At 34.4% G+C, this 17,680-nt stretch carries 16 protein-coding genes; 8 read left to right on the top strand and 8 right to left on the bottom strand.

The genetic code is table 11. The features are described 5' to 3' along the window. The first annotated feature begins 7 nt into the window (after positions 1 to 7). The 3 genes from hemH to M947_RS13870 are packed head-to-tail and all read left to right on the top strand — an operon-like array spanning position 8 to position 2,873. Entirely contained in the window at positions 8 to 958 is a 951-nt protein-coding gene (gene hemH / locus M947_RS13880; RefSeq protein WP_021286639.1) for a ferrochelatase, read from the top strand. 2 nt (positions 959 to 960) lie between these two features. Further along, complete coding sequence (locus M947_RS13875; RefSeq protein ID WP_021286638.1) at positions 961 to 1,590, top strand: HAD family hydrolase; 630 nt, start codon at positions 961 to 963, stop codon at positions 1,588 to 1,590. Between the two features lie 41 nt (positions 1,591 to 1,631). Continuing rightward, positions 1,632 to 2,873, top strand: a complete 1,242-nt coding sequence (locus M947_RS13870) for a hypothetical protein (protein WP_021286637.1) — start codon at positions 1,632 to 1,634, stop codon at positions 2,871 to 2,873. Here the strand turns inward: M947_RS13870 and M947_RS13865 are convergent. Both M947_RS13865 and M947_RS13860 read right to left on the bottom strand, forming a co-directional pair. Then, the gene (locus tag M947_RS13865) at positions 2,865 to 3,269 is read right to left on the bottom strand and encodes a hypothetical protein (RefSeq protein ID WP_021286636.1); all 405 of its coding nucleotides are present in this window, start codon (positions 3,267 to 3,269) and stop codon (positions 2,865 to 2,867) included. The genes M947_RS13870 and M947_RS13865 overlap by 9 nt on opposite strands. A gap of 182 nt (positions 3,270 to 3,451) precedes the next feature. Further along, positions 3,452 to 3,820 (bottom strand): ArsR/SmtB family transcription factor, encoded by a 369-nt coding sequence (locus M947_RS13860; protein ID WP_021286635.1) that lies wholly within the window; start codon positions 3,818 to 3,820, stop codon positions 3,452 to 3,454. Positions 3,821 to 3,914: 94 nt separating this feature from the next. On the opposite strand from M947_RS13860, the gene M947_RS13855 reads away from it, so the two are divergent. From M947_RS13855 to M947_RS13845, 3 genes are all read left to right on the top strand, one after another. Next, positions 3,915 to 4,388: a rhodanese-like domain-containing protein gene (locus M947_RS13855; protein ID WP_021286634.1), complete on the top strand. Its 474-nt coding sequence runs from the start codon at positions 3,915 to 3,917 to the stop codon at positions 4,386 to 4,388. Positions 4,389 to 4,398: 10 nt separating this feature from the next. Next, positions 4,399 to 4,752, top strand: coding sequence for a DsrE/DsrF/TusD sulfur relay family protein (locus M947_RS13850; protein ID WP_021286633.1), 354 nt, complete (start codon positions 4,399 to 4,401; stop codon positions 4,750 to 4,752). Between the two features lie 93 nt (positions 4,753 to 4,845). Then, a complete protein-coding gene (locus tag M947_RS13845; RefSeq protein ID WP_021286632.1) occupies positions 4,846 to 5,226 on the top strand; it encodes a YbgC/FadM family acyl-CoA thioesterase in 381 nt (126 codons plus the stop codon). On the opposite strand, the gene M947_RS13840 is transcribed toward M947_RS13845, so the two are convergent. Together M947_RS13840 and dgt are read right to left on the bottom strand one after the other, a co-directional pair. Next, positions 5,209 to 6,432 (bottom strand): type 1 periplasmic-binding domain-containing protein, encoded by a 1,224-nt coding sequence (locus M947_RS13840; RefSeq protein WP_031347810.1) that lies wholly within the window; start codon positions 6,430 to 6,432, stop codon positions 5,209 to 5,211. The two genes, M947_RS13845 and M947_RS13840, sit on opposite strands and share 18 nt — an antisense overlap. Before the next feature lie 76 nt (positions 6,433 to 6,508). Next, a complete protein-coding gene (gene dgt, locus M947_RS13835) occupies positions 6,509 to 7,948 on the bottom strand; it encodes a dGTPase (RefSeq protein WP_021286630.1) in 1,440 nt (479 codons plus the stop codon). A gap of 213 nt (positions 7,949 to 8,161) precedes the next feature. On the opposite strand from dgt, the gene M947_RS0111825 reads away from it, so the two are divergent. Further along, complete coding sequence (locus M947_RS0111825) at positions 8,162 to 9,496, top strand: HD-GYP domain-containing protein (RefSeq protein WP_021286629.1); 1,335 nt, start codon at positions 8,162 to 8,164, stop codon at positions 9,494 to 9,496. On the opposite strand, the gene M947_RS13830 is transcribed toward M947_RS0111825, so the two are convergent. The 4 genes from M947_RS13830 to M947_RS13815 are packed head-to-tail and all read right to left on the bottom strand — an operon-like array spanning position 9,488 to position 15,985. Next, complete coding sequence (locus M947_RS13830; RefSeq protein ID WP_021286628.1) at positions 9,488 to 11,002, bottom strand: DUF2779 domain-containing protein; 1,515 nt, start codon at positions 11,000 to 11,002, stop codon at positions 9,488 to 9,490. The genes M947_RS0111825 and M947_RS13830 overlap by 9 nt on opposite strands. 44 nt (positions 11,003 to 11,046) lie before the next feature. After that, positions 11,047 to 14,127: an AAA family ATPase gene (locus M947_RS23685; protein ID WP_021286627.1), complete on the bottom strand. Its 3,081-nt coding sequence runs from the start codon at positions 14,125 to 14,127 to the stop codon at positions 11,047 to 11,049. Continuing rightward, positions 14,124 to 15,299, bottom strand: a complete 1,176-nt coding sequence (locus M947_RS13820) for an exonuclease SbcCD subunit D C-terminal domain-containing protein (RefSeq protein WP_021286626.1) — start codon at positions 15,297 to 15,299, stop codon at positions 14,124 to 14,126. Before M947_RS13820 ends, M947_RS23685 begins: the two co-directional genes overlap by 4 nt. A 23-nt stretch (positions 15,300 to 15,322) precedes the next feature. Beyond that, on the bottom strand, positions 15,323 to 15,985 hold the full coding sequence (locus M947_RS13815) for a uracil-DNA glycosylase (RefSeq protein WP_021286625.1): 663 nt from the start codon (positions 15,983 to 15,985) through the stop codon (positions 15,323 to 15,325). Between the two features lie 111 nt (positions 15,986 to 16,096). On the opposite strand from M947_RS13815, the gene M947_RS13810 reads away from it, so the two are divergent. After that, positions 16,097 to 17,659 carry an EAL domain-containing protein gene (locus M947_RS13810; RefSeq protein WP_021286624.1) on the top strand — a complete coding sequence of 521 codons (1,563 nt, stop codon included), beginning with the start codon at positions 16,097 to 16,099 and terminating at the stop codon, positions 17,657 to 17,659. Positions 17,660 to 17,680: the final 21 nt, after the last annotated feature.

Here is a 17,680-nt window from a genome sequence, read left to right as displayed (position 1 = left end):
ATTAAAAGTGAAAAAAGAAGCGGTAGTATTGTTAAATATGGGTGGACCAAATAACCTAGATGAGGTTGAGGTTTTTTTAAAAAATATGTTTAGCGATAAAAATATCTTAACTATGAAGAGCAGCCTTTTAAGAAAATTGGTAGGTGGGATAATAGTTTTTACAAGAACAGAGAGTTCTCAAGATATTTACCGCCAGATTGGTGGAAAGTCTCCTATTGTTGGGCATACAAAAGGGCTTGTTAAAAAACTTCAAGATAGAGTTGGAAGTGATGTGATGGTGGATTTTGCAATGCGATATACTCCGCCATTTGCTAAAGAAGTTATAGAGAGATTAAACAAACAAGAGGTTGAAAAAATCTATCTCATCCCTCTTTATCCGCAATACTCAACAACTACTACTAAGTCTTCTTTGGAAGATTTTGAAGAGGTTTACCATGCAAGTGGATCTGATGCTATTTTGGTTGAGATAAAACACTTCTTTGAAAATGAAAGCTATAACAAAGCCATTATAGATAGGATAAAAGAGCAGATGAGTGGTGCTAAGTATGAGGATTTTGATATGATTTTCTCAGCTCATGGACTTCCTCAAAAGATAGTAGATGCTGGAGATGTTTATGAGAGACACGTTAAAAAGCATATTGAGATTTTAAAAAGAAAACTACAAGAACAAGATATGAATTTTCATGATGTTCATCTTGCATATCAGTCAAAAGTTGGACCGATGGAGTGGTTAAAGCCCTCACTTGGTGATAAGCTTGAAAGTATAAAAGATAGAGGTGTTGTGATATTTCCTATAGCTTTTACTATAGATAATTCTGAGACTGATTATGAGCTAGAGATTGAGTATAGAGAGATAGCCAAGGAGCTTGGTATCAAAGAGTACAAAGTGTGTAGATGCCCTAATGATAGTGACTTCTTTGTAGATGCCTTGCAAGAGATATATGAAAAGATGAGATAGTTATGAAAGTTGTTATTTTTGATATGGACGGAACATTGGTTGATTCTAAAAAAGATATAACCACCTCTGTAAACTACATAAGAGAAAAACACTATGGACTTGAGCCTTTAAGCGAAGAGTATATAGTTGAGGTAATAAATATGGAAGTGAGAAACTTGCCAAAGCTTTTTTATGGAACTGAGCATTATGAAGATAGAGATAGAGAGCTCTTTGAGATTCACTACGCCAACCAATGTATACAAAATCCATATCTTTATGATGGCATCAAAGAGACTTTAGAAGAGTTAGTAGAGTCTAGTGTAAAAATCTCCGTTGCTACAAACGCGCCAACACCCTTTGCAAAAAGGATTTTGAAGCATCTTAGAGTTGATGAGATGTTTGATGTTATTATTGGAGCTGACAGAGTTGAAAACTCCAAACCAGATCCACAGATGCTCCATCATATCTTGAATCATTACAAATACGATGAAAAAAAAGACATAGCTTGGATGGTTGGAGATAACTCAAAAGATATGCTAAGTGCAAAAGCCGCAGGGATAGAGTCTATGTTTGCAACTTGGGGTTTTACTCCTCAGGCAGACCATGACATAATAGTGTACGAACCAAAAGAGATACTTGGCATTGTTTTATAAATATATGATAAAATAAGACCAAATTATATTGAAGGTATGATGTGTTTGATAACGACTTGCTTTTAGCTTTTGCATTTATGGCGATTCTCTTTTTAAGACAAATATCTATCTTAAAACATCCAAACAAGATAAACTATGCACCGCTTATGATAGGTGTAGGAGCTATTAGTAGTGTTGTTCACTTTATCATTCACCCAGATGTTACAAATGTTATTTTACTTCTTAGAGAGTCTTTCTTACCGCTCTTAGTCTCACTTCTTTTATATATAGTTATGAACATACTCCATCAAACACAGCAGACTCAAAGTGCTAGAACTAAGGATGAGTTTTCTCAGTTTATCGTCTCCCAAGTTAGTGAGTTAAAAGAGTTTATGGCGGATTTGGAAGGTCGCATGATACTCTCTCAACAAGAAGATAGAGAGGCCCAAAAAAACTTAACAGAGAAGTTTAAAGGCGATATAAAAGCACTAAATGCTATAGAGATAAATCAAAGTAGATTTTTAGAAAAGTTTGATGAGATGCAAGAGTGGCACAAAGGCGTATCAAAAGCTTTTGATAACTTTACTAATGTTCAACTTCCAGAACTTGACAATGTCGTTCACAAGCATATAGATATGCTAAGAGTTGCAGAACAAGACCACTATAACCAAACTAAAGCTACTCTACAAAAAGCTTTAGAAAATAAGTACGATGTAAGCGAGGATATAGAGAGTTTAAAAGAGAACCTGACTAGTATGCGCGCTATCTCAGATGACATAGCAAAAGCCATCACAAAACATACTCTAGAGCAACTCTCAGGCATAACAAAAGCTTTTGAGAATCAAATAGTTTCTTTAAAATCCCATACTGAGGGCGTAAGCACAGCTCTTTATGAGGGAGAAAATAGGCTTAACTCTATACGAGAGCAGAGTGAAATGATAATGAAGCAGATGGTTCTCTCATCAAAGAAAATGAATGAACTTGAAGAGAAAAATAGTGGCTTACACGATATCTATACAACCATAAAAGATTTGGTAGAGGAGATAGAACATATAAAAGCAGACTATGTAAAATCTCAAGCACAACTAAGTTCTATAGTAAGTAACCTAAGTAGAGCTCAGCAAGAAGAGATAAACAGTGTAAAAGAGCAGATGGAAGATCTCATAGTTATACTTACAAAAAAGATAGATAACTCCCTAGATAAACTACATGAACACTATCATATAGCATCCCAAGATATTACAGACAGCGTTAAAGTTTTAGCAAAAAAAGCACAGATAAAAGGTTATACAGACCTAAACTGATAAGCCATCAAGGCTTAATATGATTAGAGCAGGGTAGGTCACCAAACCTAGATATGGTAAAAAACCATTGATGGGAGCTAAAAGTATCAAACTTAGCTCGTGAGAGAGTTGTTTTTTTCTAAAGACCTGCTCAAGTAGTAAAATCTTCGTAGCAATGTCAGCAGTCTTTATAAAAAGTATTATCATAGATGCAATACTATAGTTGCTTAACATGACAAAGCCTATGGAGAAGTAAAATGTCGGTTGCATAAGTAAAAACAAAAAGATACTTTTTCTATAGTACTTATGCATACGGATAAGCATCCCCATAATGCTAGGAGCTTTTTGCCAATATATCTCATAAGACTCAAGTAAAACGAATAGGATCACATAGTTTAAAACGGCTTCATTTATCATAATGGGATTTTACTATAATAAAAGAAAATGGAGCTTGAATAAAATGCTCAAATATATTAAGTTGATTTTGACATAAAGGAAAATGCAATCTGCCCTCAAAATTATAAAAATAAAATCCTCGACTAAAACCTATATATGAAGTTCTAGATGGTAAAGTAGGATATTATGATACAGGATTAGTATTACTTTAAAATAACATCATCAAAAAATAGTTCTCTGTTATCTTCAAAATTTTCAACTAGTTTTGTAAAACAGCTTCCAAGCTCTCTTATAGTCTCAATATTTGGCTCGATATATATCTTATTTGATTTTTTCTGCATTTTAATAATCCCTGCTTCACGGAGTAACTGCAGATGCTTTGAGATTGTCGGTAGAGAAAATTCAAAATGTTGAGCAATTGTTGAGACACATGTAGAGTGAGGACTTACTTTTGGGTTTTTATTGTCTATGGAACACACATATCCACCTGTAAATACATTCTTAAAGATAAGAAATCTAGTCTCATTTCCAAGTGCTTTAAATATTTTTATTTTTTCTTGCATATCCAGCATAGCCTTCCTTGACAATTTTTTTAAATAAGTATAGCATACTAAAAGCTATTTAGTTAAATGCCTAAATATGCAAATAACTAAGGAGGGATTTTAAGTGAAAAAACTATCAAGATTATTGGTATATACAATACTATTTGGATTGCTTTGTAGCAATGCTTACGGGCAGATTGACGCAAAAATGATGCTTATAAATGAGGCAAAAAAGGAAGTAGGTGAAGTTACTTCAGAGCAATTAAAAGAGATGATTGATGATGAAGAGGTGATAGTTCTTGATGTAAGAGAGTCTGAACAAAGAGCTGAGGGCTACTTATTTAGTGACTTTATTCCTGTTAAAACTATTTCAATTACTCGCGGTAATTTGGAGTGGGAAGTAGAGAGTAAAATCCAAGATAAAGAGAGTGTGATTGTTACCTATTGTAGAAATGGTGGACGCGGTGCATTGGCTGCACAGGTACTAAAAAAAATGGGCTATAAAAATGTTAAAAACCTCCAAGGCGGGATTAGCGCATGGGCAAAAGCCGGCAATCCTATAAAAACTGGACTTGGCATACAAAAAATAGCAAAATAGGAGAAAAAAGATGGTAACGATTATATTAAACCATGATCCTTACGATGGTTCAGATATTGCCTACAATGCTCTTAGACTAGCTTCAACACTACATAAAAGTGGGCAGAGTGTAAATATCTTTTTGATGAATGATGCCGTTGATTTAGCAAGAGATAAGACACAAAAACCACAAAACTATGACTATGACTTGGTTGCAATGTTAAAAAAACTTTATGAGAGTGGAGTTGCCTTACAAGCTTGCGGTACATGTAATGCTAGATGCGGAATCTTTAAAAATGAACCGTACTTTGATGAAAAGATTTTATCAACGATGCAGACTTTATCAGATTGGGTCATTCAAAGCAAACAAGTGCTTACGTTTTAAACGTATGATAAAGTAGATATAATAAAATCTTAAAGCTAATCTTTTGCGTATCTAGAAGATAGAAGAAATAGCACAACCTAGGAGAAATATTATATGAAGATTCGCGTTTATTACGAAGACACAGATACAGGTGGGGTGGTTTATCACTCTAACTATTTAAACTTTTGTGAGAGGGCTAGGAGTGAGGCTTTTTTTGTTAAGGGCTTAACTCCTATCTTGAGTAGTGGGCACTTTGTTGCAAGGAAGTTGGAGGCTAGTTATATAGCTAGTGCTAAGCTTGGGGATGAGTTAAGTATCACTACAGAGCTTCTTGAGATGAGAGCGGCTTCGTTTAGACTTTTGCAAACTATATATAAGGGTGAAAAAAAGATATTTGAGCTTACTATCACTCTAGCTTACATCACATTTGAAGCAAGACCTCAAAAGATAGATGACGAGGTTAAAAAACTTATACTCTCACTCTTTAAATCTTGAGAAATACTTTACAAATCTATATCTAGAAGGGTTTAAAAGCTCTATTGGGTATATCATTTGGTTGTCTTGTAGTTTTATCTCATACTCTCTATCTGCTCTAGTAGCATGACTATAAAAGTAGTCAACTCCAACTGTAGTTGTGTAGTTTATCCAGTCATAAACTATGTCATTTCCTAAAAGTGAATTTGTCTCTATGAGGATACTGTTGTTTTGGGTAATGGAGTTTGCTATTATCATGTTTTTTCTATCTTCGTACTGGGTTATAGAGAGGATTAGCGGGTCGTAGTTTATCTGGGTAGATAAAACCTTTGTAGCGTTTGTCTCATAAAGTGTGAGTTGAGACATAATCATTCCCGTTTTTACAATAGGCGTGTTTATAAAAAATGAACCCTCAACGATGCTCTTGTTATCTTTTAGCTGCTTTTCAAGATTTGTAGTTCTTTTTGGGATAGCAAACTTTACTACACTCTTTTTTTCTTGTGGATCACTAGAAGTCAAATATGCCATTTCCTCATAAAGACTAAGTTTGTTCCCAATAGTCGTGTCATCATAAAATATAACTAAAGGAGAGACCGCTTCTTTAAGTAACATATCGCTTTGGGCTCTATAATCTATCCCGCCATAGTAGAGGTATGAAGATGTAGAAGTGACATCTTTTTTGTTTATGGTTGGAAAAAAGATGTTTATCTCAGGGTTTATCAGAGAGACTGCATCTGCTCCCTTTTGAGTGAATGGCGCGATTACATAGTTAAAGCCATCATTGGATATCACTTCTAGCGCTTTTTTTATATCATCAATATCTTCGCTCTCTATCTTATAACTTTTTAACTCAAAAGAGTGGTTTTTAGCTATGAGATATGCAAAAGATGCATTTGTTGTTGATGAGGCATATCTTCCTATGATTTTATATGGAAGAAGCAGGGCTATGCGTATCTTGTCGCCAATGATGTATGAGCCGAGATTTAAGATGGAGATGCTCATCTTTCTTACTTCATCGTGTTGCTCATTTTCTAGTTTTCCTTCCGCGTGAGCTAAAAAAGAAAAGATCATACCATTGTCAAGATATAGTTGCATGCAATTTTCATCACATGGGTATGGATCTAAGTTTTGTATATATGTTTTTGGGATAGGAATGTTAGATATAAGCGAACTCTGTGCAAACATCATAGCAGGAAGTAAAAGTGTGAAAATATATAATTTTATCATAAGCCAACTCTTCATTTTAGTAACATTTTATATTTGCCATTATAACCATCTTGAACTTAGAAGTTAATAGTTACATCTATAGAGCCGTTAAGACATGAAACTCTTTTAGTGCAAAATCATCAGTCATACCGCTTATATAGTCAGTTATCAACCTTACTCTGTAATACCATTCGAGCATTTCATAGCTCTCTTTATCTTTTGTATTTAGTTTTTTTTCATCATTTTTATAAGCGGATATCTGCTTTGAAGAGACTCTTCTAATGAGCCTCATCGATACAAAACACTCTATACTCTCTTCATTTAGTAGGGCGCGAAAATCATCTGCACTAAGCTCTAAGAGTGGCCTGTAAAGGTTTAGTAAAGCATTTAAGATTGAGTAACCTTGCAACTCAAGCTCTTGTACCTCTTTGCATTTGTAGATATATTTAGTTGAGATTTTTTGTAAAATCTTAACTGCTTTATAGTACTTACTCTCTTTATCATACTCAAGAAGCGCGTGGTTAAACTCTCCTTTAAAAATGGCTTCATGATTGGCTAGATATATCTCAACTACATGACGAACCAAAGAAGAGACGAGTTTTGCCCTAATTAGGGTAAAAAACATACTAAATTGATAGGGCTCTTCATCTTCTTTTGCCTGTTTATATCTCTTTTGAATCACTTCTAAAAGGTAGCTCTCATTCTCTTTTTCACACTCTGCTTTTATAAGTGAGTAGACCTTGTCTAAGCTAAGTATCCCTTTTACAACACTATCTTCTAAGTCAGCGGTAAGGTATGAAATGTCATCGGCAGCTTCCATAATATAGGTTATGGGAAATCTATGCCCAGCTTTTACATCTAGTATCTTTTGAATCTTTTGTATAAAATCTCTCTCACTATAGTAAAAACCCGGTTTTTTTCTTAGATAATCAAGCGGTTCATCTTTAACTCTATCTTCGTAGGCACCTCTAGTGTACTTAAGAACTGACAATATCTGCGTATATGAAAGATTGAGGCGTTGGAGTTTTGAAATAACTCTGATGGCTTGTGCATTGCCATCATAGTTGCAGATATCTTTTGCAAGCATCTCTTTTAGTTTTTTTACTTCTTGCGAACTTGCTTTAAATCTGTCTAAAATGGGTACAGCACTATTTTTCATCCACTTGTTTATACTCTTTTCTGCAAAGTGCCCAAAAGGAGGGTTACCAATATCATGCAAGAGACTCGTCATCTCCGCAGTTGATACAAATGCATTTTCAAGCTCACCGAGTTTATACTTTTGCAGTCCTTCTTCTTTTAACTTTGTTAGTATTGATTTGGCAATAAACCTAGCAGTTTGCCCAACTTCTAATGAGTGTGTAAGTCTAGTTCTTATCGAAGCATTTAGCTCTAAGGCAAATACTTGAGTTCTCTTTTGCAATCTTCTAAAAGCAGGAGCCGATAAGATGCGACCTCTATCACTCTCGATGGAGATATCTATATCTTTTAAAGGATAAAATTCTCTATCTAATGTAAGCTTTTTACTATAATCAATCATCTACTTGCCTCTTCTAAATTTTTACAAATATCTAAACTCTTAAAATACCAAATTTACACTATTTAAGCAAGGTAGTTTGACATGTTTACTTCTAAGTTTAAACTAGTAAATACCTAAAGTGCTGGATTTTTAATATACTCTTTAAAGCATAATTGCTATAATCTGCAAGCTTCGTAAGCATCTTTATTGTTGATGTTTTTAACAGGATACTTTATGAATAAAAAAGAATCTATGTTTTATATTGGACTAAATAGACTAAAATCTATTGTAGATATAAAAAGCAATAACATTGTCAGCTCCTTTTTTAAAAGAGCTCTCTTCTCCCTTGTATTTATCAGCATAATAAGCACTATATCTATAATCCATTTTCTACAGTACAATTTTTACACCTCCCTAGCAGATGACATTAAAGTAAATGTTGATGAGAGGCTTAGCAAATATGGTAAAGATTTTAAATCTTCAAATAAGGAACTACTAAAAGAAGATGTAGAAATTTTAATGAAACAGCTAGGACTTGTTGTAATTGAAATTTATGATGATAAAAAAGAGAAGTTTTTTAAATTTACTTCTGCTGAAGAAAAATTTGCAGATAAATTAGAACTCGTTCAAGCCAACTACAAAAATATTGGGCATAATTTTCCAACATCTAAAAAAATAAGCTATAACTTTTTTGAAGTTCCAGGTAAGCATAATTTTATGCAGATTTTCTACCCTATATATAAATCAAACAACTTATTAGGATATATCGAAGTTATCTCTTATATAGAGCCAATAGTGGTTAAAAGATTTAAACAAAGCATACTTACTACAATAGTAACCGTCTCGGTGACAATATTTATTTTTTCTCTTTTGATATTTCCACTAGTATATTTTGCATATAAAAAGCTAAACGCACACAGATTGGAGCTACTATCTAGCAATATTATGACGATTAACACTCTTGGAAATGCAATTGCCCTTAGAGATAGTGACACAAATGAGCATAACTATAGAGTAACTCTTTACGCGATTAAATTTGCACGAAGTATAAACCTAGACTATGAAAGTATCAAAGTGTTAATAAAAGGAGCTTTTTTACATGATGTTGGAAAGATAGGGATATCTGACAATATTCTTCTAAAAAATGGAAGTTTAAATGAAGAAGAGTTTGAGATAATGAGAAGTCATGTTGTTAAAGGAGTTGAGCTTGTAAAGGGTGATAGTTGGCTAGAAGATGCCAAAGATGTGATTTTATATCATCATGAAAGATATGATGGAAGTGGTTACCCAAACGGAGTAAAAGGCAAGGAGATACCAATTGTCGCTAGGATATTTGCTATAGTTGATGTTTTTGACGCACTTACTTCAAAGCGACCCTATAAAGAGCCGTTTAGTTATGAAAAAAGCATTGAAATTTTAAGAGATGGTTACAATAGCCACTTTGATGGGGAGTTGTTAAATAATTTCATAGAGATTTCTCACAAACTATATAATGATACTAGATTAAAACAAAAAGAGGAGCTAAAAAAAGAGCTTGAGGGTTTGATAAAAAAATACTTTTTAGAGTGAGCTCTCTTTTTCAATCTCAGCTCGTAGTTTTTTCAAAATCTCTACCATCGCTAAAGTATCAAGTTTGCAGTACTCAAGCAGGGCAGTTCTAGTTTTTTCTTTTTCATCTTCACTCATAAGAGATAGTTTAGCAAAGGCGTTCATAGCTTCACTACCGTTTTGGATGCCATCTAGGCTTTTATAGGCTTCTAGCATCTTAGGAACTAGCGCTGGTAAGACATACTTGATGGAGTAACTTCCTTGCATCTTGGGAGCTATATAGTGCTTTTTTTGAAAAGGAGACATCAAGTCTCTCATGTTTTCATTTATAGAGAGCAGATGCTCTTTTAACTCAGAAAAACTCTCAGCAAGTTTAGATATCACTCCTTTTTCAAAACTCATGTTATAAGCCAAAACCGTAGCATCTTTTGGAATATCACTGACAAGACTCTTAGCCAACTCATAACGAGGATCTTTACCATCTTGAGCCAAATACTCACAGTGCTCTAGCCTTCCTTCAGAGTGCTCTATGTGAAGTGAGTACTGAAAAGGTATCTGCTGATATGGGCTAATGCCTCTCCACTCTGGGATTGCCTGCTGGAAGGTTTCAAAATCAAGATGATAGATAGGATAAGTTAGTCTCTCAAGAAAACTTTTTATACTCTCTTTATCAACATAGGTGCTTTGACTCTTATAGTTTTGCACCTTTTGTTTTTGTATGGCTGTCATGGCAAAGTCATCAAGAATATCTTCTATCTTTACTATCCCTTGAGTGTAGAGTTCTAGCTGTTTTTTGCTTCCAAGGTTGAAGATATTAAAAATCGAATAATCAGGAATCCCTCTTTGAACTCTCCAACAATACTCCTTAGCATCACACTCATAAGGAGTGTTACAATGAGCCCCGATATCAATGTTTGGTTCATCATCGGACAAATAAGCCTTAAACTCCTCAAGCTTTTTTTGGATGCCAAGCTCTAAAGCGTCAACTTCCTCACTAACATCTATAATCTTAAAGAGCCCATCTAAATCAAGCGCCTCTCCTCGTACATAAGAGCTGTCAATATGCACAACATAACTACCAACTACACTATATCCAAGCTCTTTTAGTACATAGTGCTGAATCGAGACATCATGAAGATAGATATCTTTGACGCTAGTAGAACTCTTTACTTCATAAATCTCCACTCCATTAGGCGTAACCTTTAAAATATCCACCAAAACAAGTATGCCATCATAAAGAAAAGTAGCCTCATAAATATGTTCAAACCCCTCATCCAAGAGCTTTTCTGTAGTCTCAACCATACCAGTGAAATCATCAGGAGTATAAACAACTTCTTTACCATCAGGAAAAAGCCCACAAGCCAAATCACCCACAACATTACCAGTCTCAAACCGAGCTAAAGCAGTTGCATCTGGAGGAGTTAAAACTTCTTTTTTGTACTTTTTTAGCCAAAGAGATTTTGGGCATTGGATGCCACGGGTGTAGAGGGATTTAGAGAGGGCTATTATCTTGTTTTTTTGCATCATTTTTTTCTCTATTTAAGATTTATATCTTTAAAAATATTTTATTATTACTGTTGATTAACTTCAACAAAACTAGTCCCATCCCCATTAGGAATAACCTTGATTTGCAACGGTATCCGCTCTTTTAGAGCTTCCACATGAGAGATGACTCCAACCATTTTTCCGCCACTTTGTAATAAATTTAGAGCGTTTAGTGCGATCTCTAGGCTCTCTTCATCTAGTGTTCCAAAGCCCTCATCTAAAAAGAGTGAGTCTATGGCTATTTTTTGGCTTGCTAGTTCTGAGAGACCGAGGGCTAGGGCTAGACTTACTATGAAACTCTCCCCGCCAGAGAGCGTGCTAACAGGTCTGATGGCGTTGCCTTGAAAGGCATCTATGACCTCTAGGTCTAAGAGTTTGTCTTCATTTCTTGTTAGTGTGTAGCGAGAGCTTAGGATCTTAAGGTGCCTATTTGCTAAGTTTATGAGTTGCTCTAGCGTGATGCCTTGTGCAAACTTTTTAAACTTTGTTCCATCAGCTGAACCTACAAGTTCGTTGAGCTTTACCCAAACTTTAAAAGACTCTTTTTTTAGCTCAAGTGATGCCATCCTACTTTTATGCTTATCGCTGTTTTCTTGGTTTACTTCTAGTTCTTTTTTATCACTGCCGATGCTCTCTTGAAGAGCGTTGGTTTTTTGCTCTAACAATGCTTGAATGGTCTCTAGCTCGTTAGTGGGTTTTTCGCTTTCAGGCTCTTGTTTGTGGGTTTGTAACCTTTTAGAACTCTCTGTTTTTAGTGTTTGTGAGAGTTTGTATCCATCTTCTATGTTCTTGCAAAAACTTGCTAACTCAGCTCTTTGCTCATTGCTAAGATTTGCATCTAAAAACTCTTGCTCATCTTTAAAGTCATTTTCTTTGTATAGCTCTTGAAGCCTTAAAGCTATCAGATTTACTCTTTTTTCATCTTCGTATATCTTAGCATCTAGGTCTTTTTTATAAGTCAAGCGCTCTTTTTGTTTTGTTATGAGTTCATTAAGAGCATCTCTGAAGAGTTGAACCCTTCTTTGCATCTCTTCATGCTTTGCTATAATCTCTCTTTCATAACTCTCTAAATCAACAACATTGAGAATCTCTAAGCGACTAGAAGTCAGCTTTTTGAGATTTTTATCTAGCTCTTTTAGGCTCACTTCATCTGCTTTTATATCTGCACTAAGCGAGATTTCTCTAGTATGATTCTCTTTTTTATCAACCTCGCATCTATTAAGTTCTGTCTCTAAAACTCTTAACTCTTTTAAAGTCTGTGCATAGAGTTCTTTTCTATTTAGTAGCTCTTTATACTGCATCTCTATTTTTGTTGCATCTAGCTCCATGCCAAACTCTTTAAAGTGTGACTTTAGATTTTGTAGATATTTTTGAGCCTTTGACTCGTTTGTTTTTACATCAAAATTAGCTTGTTCTTTTTGAGAGATAAGCTTTTGTATCTCGGCACTAAGAGCGTAATAGGCTTTTTCTTCTATATCCATCAGCTCTCTTGTTTTGTCTATCTCGTCAAGAAGTTCATCTTTTTTTATACGCTCTTGTTCTATCTCAACTAGTCTAAAGTTGAGTTTTTTGACACTCTTATCATAGTCTATATGCTCTTTTTTGAGAGTCTCTAAGTGATCGTTTATATCCGCAATATTTGCATTTACACTTTTTTTATAAAGCCTTTTATACTCAAGTTTTAGCTCTTTTAAAGTTGCAGATAATTCATCAACGCTTCTCTTTATAAGTTTGTACTTTTCATTACGAAGTGACAAATCAAAAAGTTTAAGTCTCTTAAGACTCTTTTGAAGAGTTTTCTCTTCATCTCTATAGTGTGCGATATTTTGCTCAATGATGCCAAGAGTAGAGTTTAGTTTTTCATCTTTTTGGTTGCTCTTTAGGTAAGAGTTTTTAGCATCTATCTGCTTTTGTATCTGTTTGTCTCTCTCAAGAAGTGCGTTTAGAGAGTTACTGGCTTGTTTTAAACTCTCTTTTTTACCTTCACAAACGGCTTTTAGTTTAGTTATGCTCTGTGCAGTCTGTCTCTCATTTAGGAGAAGTTCAAAGGCTTGTTTTATCTTTTGTTTTTGTCTGTCAAACTCTCTCTTTTCATCTTCAAAACTTTTTTCTAAGATGGCATGCTCTTTGGTTTTTTCCTCTATATCTTTGCTCAGAGTCTCAAGTTCAGAGCTTAGTTTTGTTAAAGCTGTTTTATCGGCTTTTAGGCTCTCTTTTAGTTGAGTGTGTGATGAAAAAGTTGAAGAGATATTTAGTGCTTTGTTTGCTAGAGAGAGTTTAAGAAAAGAGTCTTTATGTTGCTCTTTTAGTTTTGAAGCTTTTGTAAACTCCTCTTCATGTCTCTTTGCATCTAGTGTTAATTCTCTTAGTCTTTGAGTCCAGTTTAGTTGCCTTGTTAGCTCTTTTAACTTCTCATCTGTTTTTCTCTTCTCATTTGTGTTTTGCTCAAGCTCTTTTTGCTTTTTTAGAACTTGCTCTTTACTCAGGAGTTCTATGGATTCTAAGATTTTTACATCAGACTCTATCTCTTGCTTTAAGTTTCTATGTTTATCAAACACAGCTATGGAGATATCTGCATAGATTTGAGTTCCTGTAATTTTTTCTAAAAGTTCTGAACGCTCTTTTTCATCTGCTTTTAAAAAGGCATCAAATCCACCTTGTGCTAACATCATTGACTGTGTAAAACGCCCAAAGTCCAGACCTGATAGCTCTTCTACCTTTTTGGCAACATCTCTTGATTTTAAGTCTAAAACCTTGTTAGTATCCAGATCTACAAGCTCCATCTTTGCAGTTTGAAACTTTCCATCATGCTTTTTATGTGCTCTTTTTTGTGCCCAAGAGGAGCGATATCGCTTTTTTTTGACCTCAAACTCCACTTCACAATAAGCCTCAGCAGAGTGTCTAGTCATCAAGTCATTTGGATTTTTAAGTCTTGAAGTGCGACCATATAAAGCACATGAGATGATGTCAAGAAGTGTACTTTTTCCTGAGCCCGTTGGCCCTGTGATGGCAAAGAGGGCGCTATCTTTTGTAAGTTGTAAAAAGTCTATCTCAGTTTTGCCAAGAAGGGAGTTTATGTTGAGAGCTTTTAGTGAGAGTATCTTCATAAGGCTTCTACCTCGCTCATAACTACTTTAAAGTTTTTCAACAGCTCTTTTGTTAGCTCTTGATCTTCTAAACTCTCTAACTCAACTCTTTTCCCAAAAACTTCAAGAGGATTTAGTTCATCAAGGCTTATAGCGTTAAAAGTAGTTGCATTAAGAGATGCTTGCTCTCTATCAATCTTTACAGCAAGAAGTGTAAGTTCCAACTCTTTTGCTCTTGCTCTGATGCTCTCATTTGCATTAAAAGGGTTCTCATCTTTGATATGCACCTCTATCCAACTCTCTTTATCCGTTACATTTTCAAGTTCATTTATAACAGATGCAGTCTCTCCACGAATGACGAGCAGTTTTCTAAAGAGTGGAATGTCAAGCTCTTTTACCTTTGCATCTAGGCCACTAAATTCTACAATATTTACCTTTTTTTGCGAGTTAGATTCACTAAAACTAAGTGGTATTGGAGAGCCACTATAGCGAACACTCTCGCATCCAACTCTCTGGTTTATATGAAGATGCCCCAAAGCCACATAGTCAAAATCTTTGAAAAAGTTACTATCTATATCTAGGGTTCCACCTATATATATTTCTCTCTCTGATTCACTTGTTTTAGCTCCTAGAGTTGTTAGATGTCCAGTAGCGATTATAGGAACATCTTTTGAGAGCTCTTTTGCTCTTTTGTAAGCACTTTTGTAGTGTTCTTTGATGCCAAGGGAGAGAGCTGACTCTTTATCGTCCATAGTTTGGGCACTAAGAGATTTACGAACTACATAGTCGCGCAAAAATGGAACCGCGCAAACAATGCCACAAAGCTTTTTTTCATCATAAATAGCGATAATTTCATCTTCCTCTTCATCGCCAGATGTTATAACATGAACATTTAAAGCACGGAGCAGTTGTTTTGGCGCTTTTAGTGTTGCTACGGAGTCGTGATTGCCCGCTGTTATGATGATGTTTTTGCAAAAAGAGGAGACTTTAGTTAGAAAGTTGTAGTAGAGTTCTAGTGCATAGTTTGGAGGAGTAGTAGTATCAAAAATATCGCCTGCAACGATGAGAGTGTTAATCTTTTCTTGCTCTATAGTTTGCATGAGCCACTTCAAAAACGCTTTATGTTCATCTTGGCGACTCTTTCCCATAAAGCTCTGACCTAGATGCCAGTCTGATGTATGCAATACTTTCACTATTTCCCCATTTATGTGTAGTTTTAGTTAAAGAGGCAACTCTTTATAGTTTTTAGGTCATTAAAAGTGACTTTTTTTAGTTCTGGATTTCTTTGTAAATATTTAGGATGATAGATAGGGATTAGTTTGTATTCTTTGAATTCTATGACATGACCTCTAACATTTTGAAAGTCCATTTTTTCGTTTGTTAGTTTGTAGTAAGCATCTTCGCCTAGAGTTACTATGACTTTTGGTTTTATGAACTCTATTTGTGAGAAAAGATATGATTTACAAGAGTCCCACTCTGAGGATGATGGCAGGTTTGAGTTTAGTGGTTTGCATTTTATTGCGTGCGTTATATAGACATCTTCTGTTTTTAATTCTATAACATTTTCTATCATTTTTCTCAAACTATCACCGCTTCTACCGCTGTAGTATTGGTTGTTAGCGTCTTCACTCATTGAGACGCTAAAGTCTATAAACATAAGCTTTGCATCTTCACTGCCATATCCGCTCATGCTCTGTTTTCTTGATTTACTCAAATCACAAAGATGACACGTTGCTATGTTTTGAGAGAGCTCTTTTAGTGTTGTTGGTTTTTCATGTGGATTTGCCTCATTTACAAAAAAAGGGTCGGTATAAGTAAACCCAAGAGCTTTTAAACGGTAAAGATTTTGTAGAAGAACTAGATTTTGAAAAGATTTCACACAAATACCTACTAAATAAATTTTTATGAGTATAGTTAAAGAGTTGTTAAAGTCTACTTTGAAGAACTATTTATGATAAAATGACAAACTTTAAAAGGATGAAATATAGGTATGAATAATAAAAAAAATATTTTAGATATATATAATTTTACATTGACATCATCAACCGAAGTTAGCTCTATAGTTAGGCAAATCATAGATATTGACAGTCTAAACTTGCTTATACATATCTCTTCATATATGCACAACACTGTTTTAGTACAAAACTTAAAACTTGAGCTAGAGAAAAAACTCCCAAAAGTAAAGATTGTTATGTTTAAGCATTCACATAAAACTTTAACTTCTGTAGTTGTTTATGAATTGGATGCTACTTTAGAGATAAATAGATTTAGTGATGAAGCTCTTAGAGAGATACAACTAAGAGACTCTTTTGCAAATAACGCACTAAAAGAGTGTAAAAAACAGCTACTTAGCAGATACTTTACAGATCATTTAACAAATTTTCCAAACCTTTATCAACTTAGGAAAGATCTACATGATAATGATGGCTATGGTCTTGTTACTATTGCAGTAGATGACTTTGCAACTATCAATAACTTTTACGGTTTTATAGTAGGTGACTATATAATAGAGCAGGTTGGAAACTATCTTGTTAAGAAGATAAACAAAAAAATTTATAGAGTCTCAGGAACTGAGTTTACACTTTTTCTAGATGAAAATTTGCCTTTTTATGATCTTAAAGACTATCTTAGTGAGCTTTATGAGAAGATAAAGCATATAACGGTTGTGTACCAAAACAACGAGATAAATGTAAGTCTGACTCTTGCATCTTGTGTAAACTCAAATCAAGATAATCTATTTTCAAAAATAGCAATGGCTCTAAAGTATGCTAAAGACAATAGGTTACCGTTTTGGATATATGAAGATAGGATGAGGTTTGAAAATGAGTATGAAAGAAATCTTAAGACCTCAAATATGGTTAGATATGCTGTTGAGAGAAAAAATATCGTGCCATATTTTCAGCCCATCATAGATAACAAAACGCAAGAGATAAAAAAATATGAGTGTCTAGCGAGGCTTTTAGATGAAGATGAAAATATCGTCTCTCCAGCACTTTTTTTGCCTATTGCAAAACGAATAAAAGTTTATAATTATGTCACACAAATCATAATAAATGAGTCATTTAAAGTTTTTGAGGAGACAAGCTTTGAGTTTTCCATCAACTTATCGATGGAAGACATCATAAATAGTGAGATGTTTAACTTCATCCTCAATAAACTAAAACACAGTAAAGCATCAACTAGAGTTATATTTGAAATAGTAGAATCAGAAGCTATACAAGACTTCAACAAGATATCTCGTTTTATACATGAGATAAAAAGATATGGAGCAAAAATAGCCATCGATGACTTTGGTGATGGTTACTCTAACTTTGCATATTTAACCAAGATGAGTGTCGATTTTATAAAGATAGATGGTTCTCTTATACAAAATATAGACACAGATAGGGACTCTTACTTGGTTGTTGAGACTATAGTTGGTTTTGCAAATAAACTAGGTATAAAAACCATAGCAGAGTTTGTTCACTCAAGCACAGTTATGGATAAGGTTAAAGAGTTGGGGATTGATTTTTCTCAAGGCTATCATATAGATAAGCCGTGTATTAGCATCTAAAAGACTTAAAGCCCAAAGGGG

The organism is Sulfurimonas hongkongensis (assembly GCF_000445475.1).
Taxonomy (GTDB): domain Bacteria; phylum Campylobacterota; class Campylobacteria; order Campylobacterales; family Sulfurimonadaceae; genus Sulfurimonas; species Sulfurimonas hongkongensis.
Note: the sequence above shows the minus strand (reverse complement) of the source record. Positions and strands in the feature narration are given on the sequence as shown.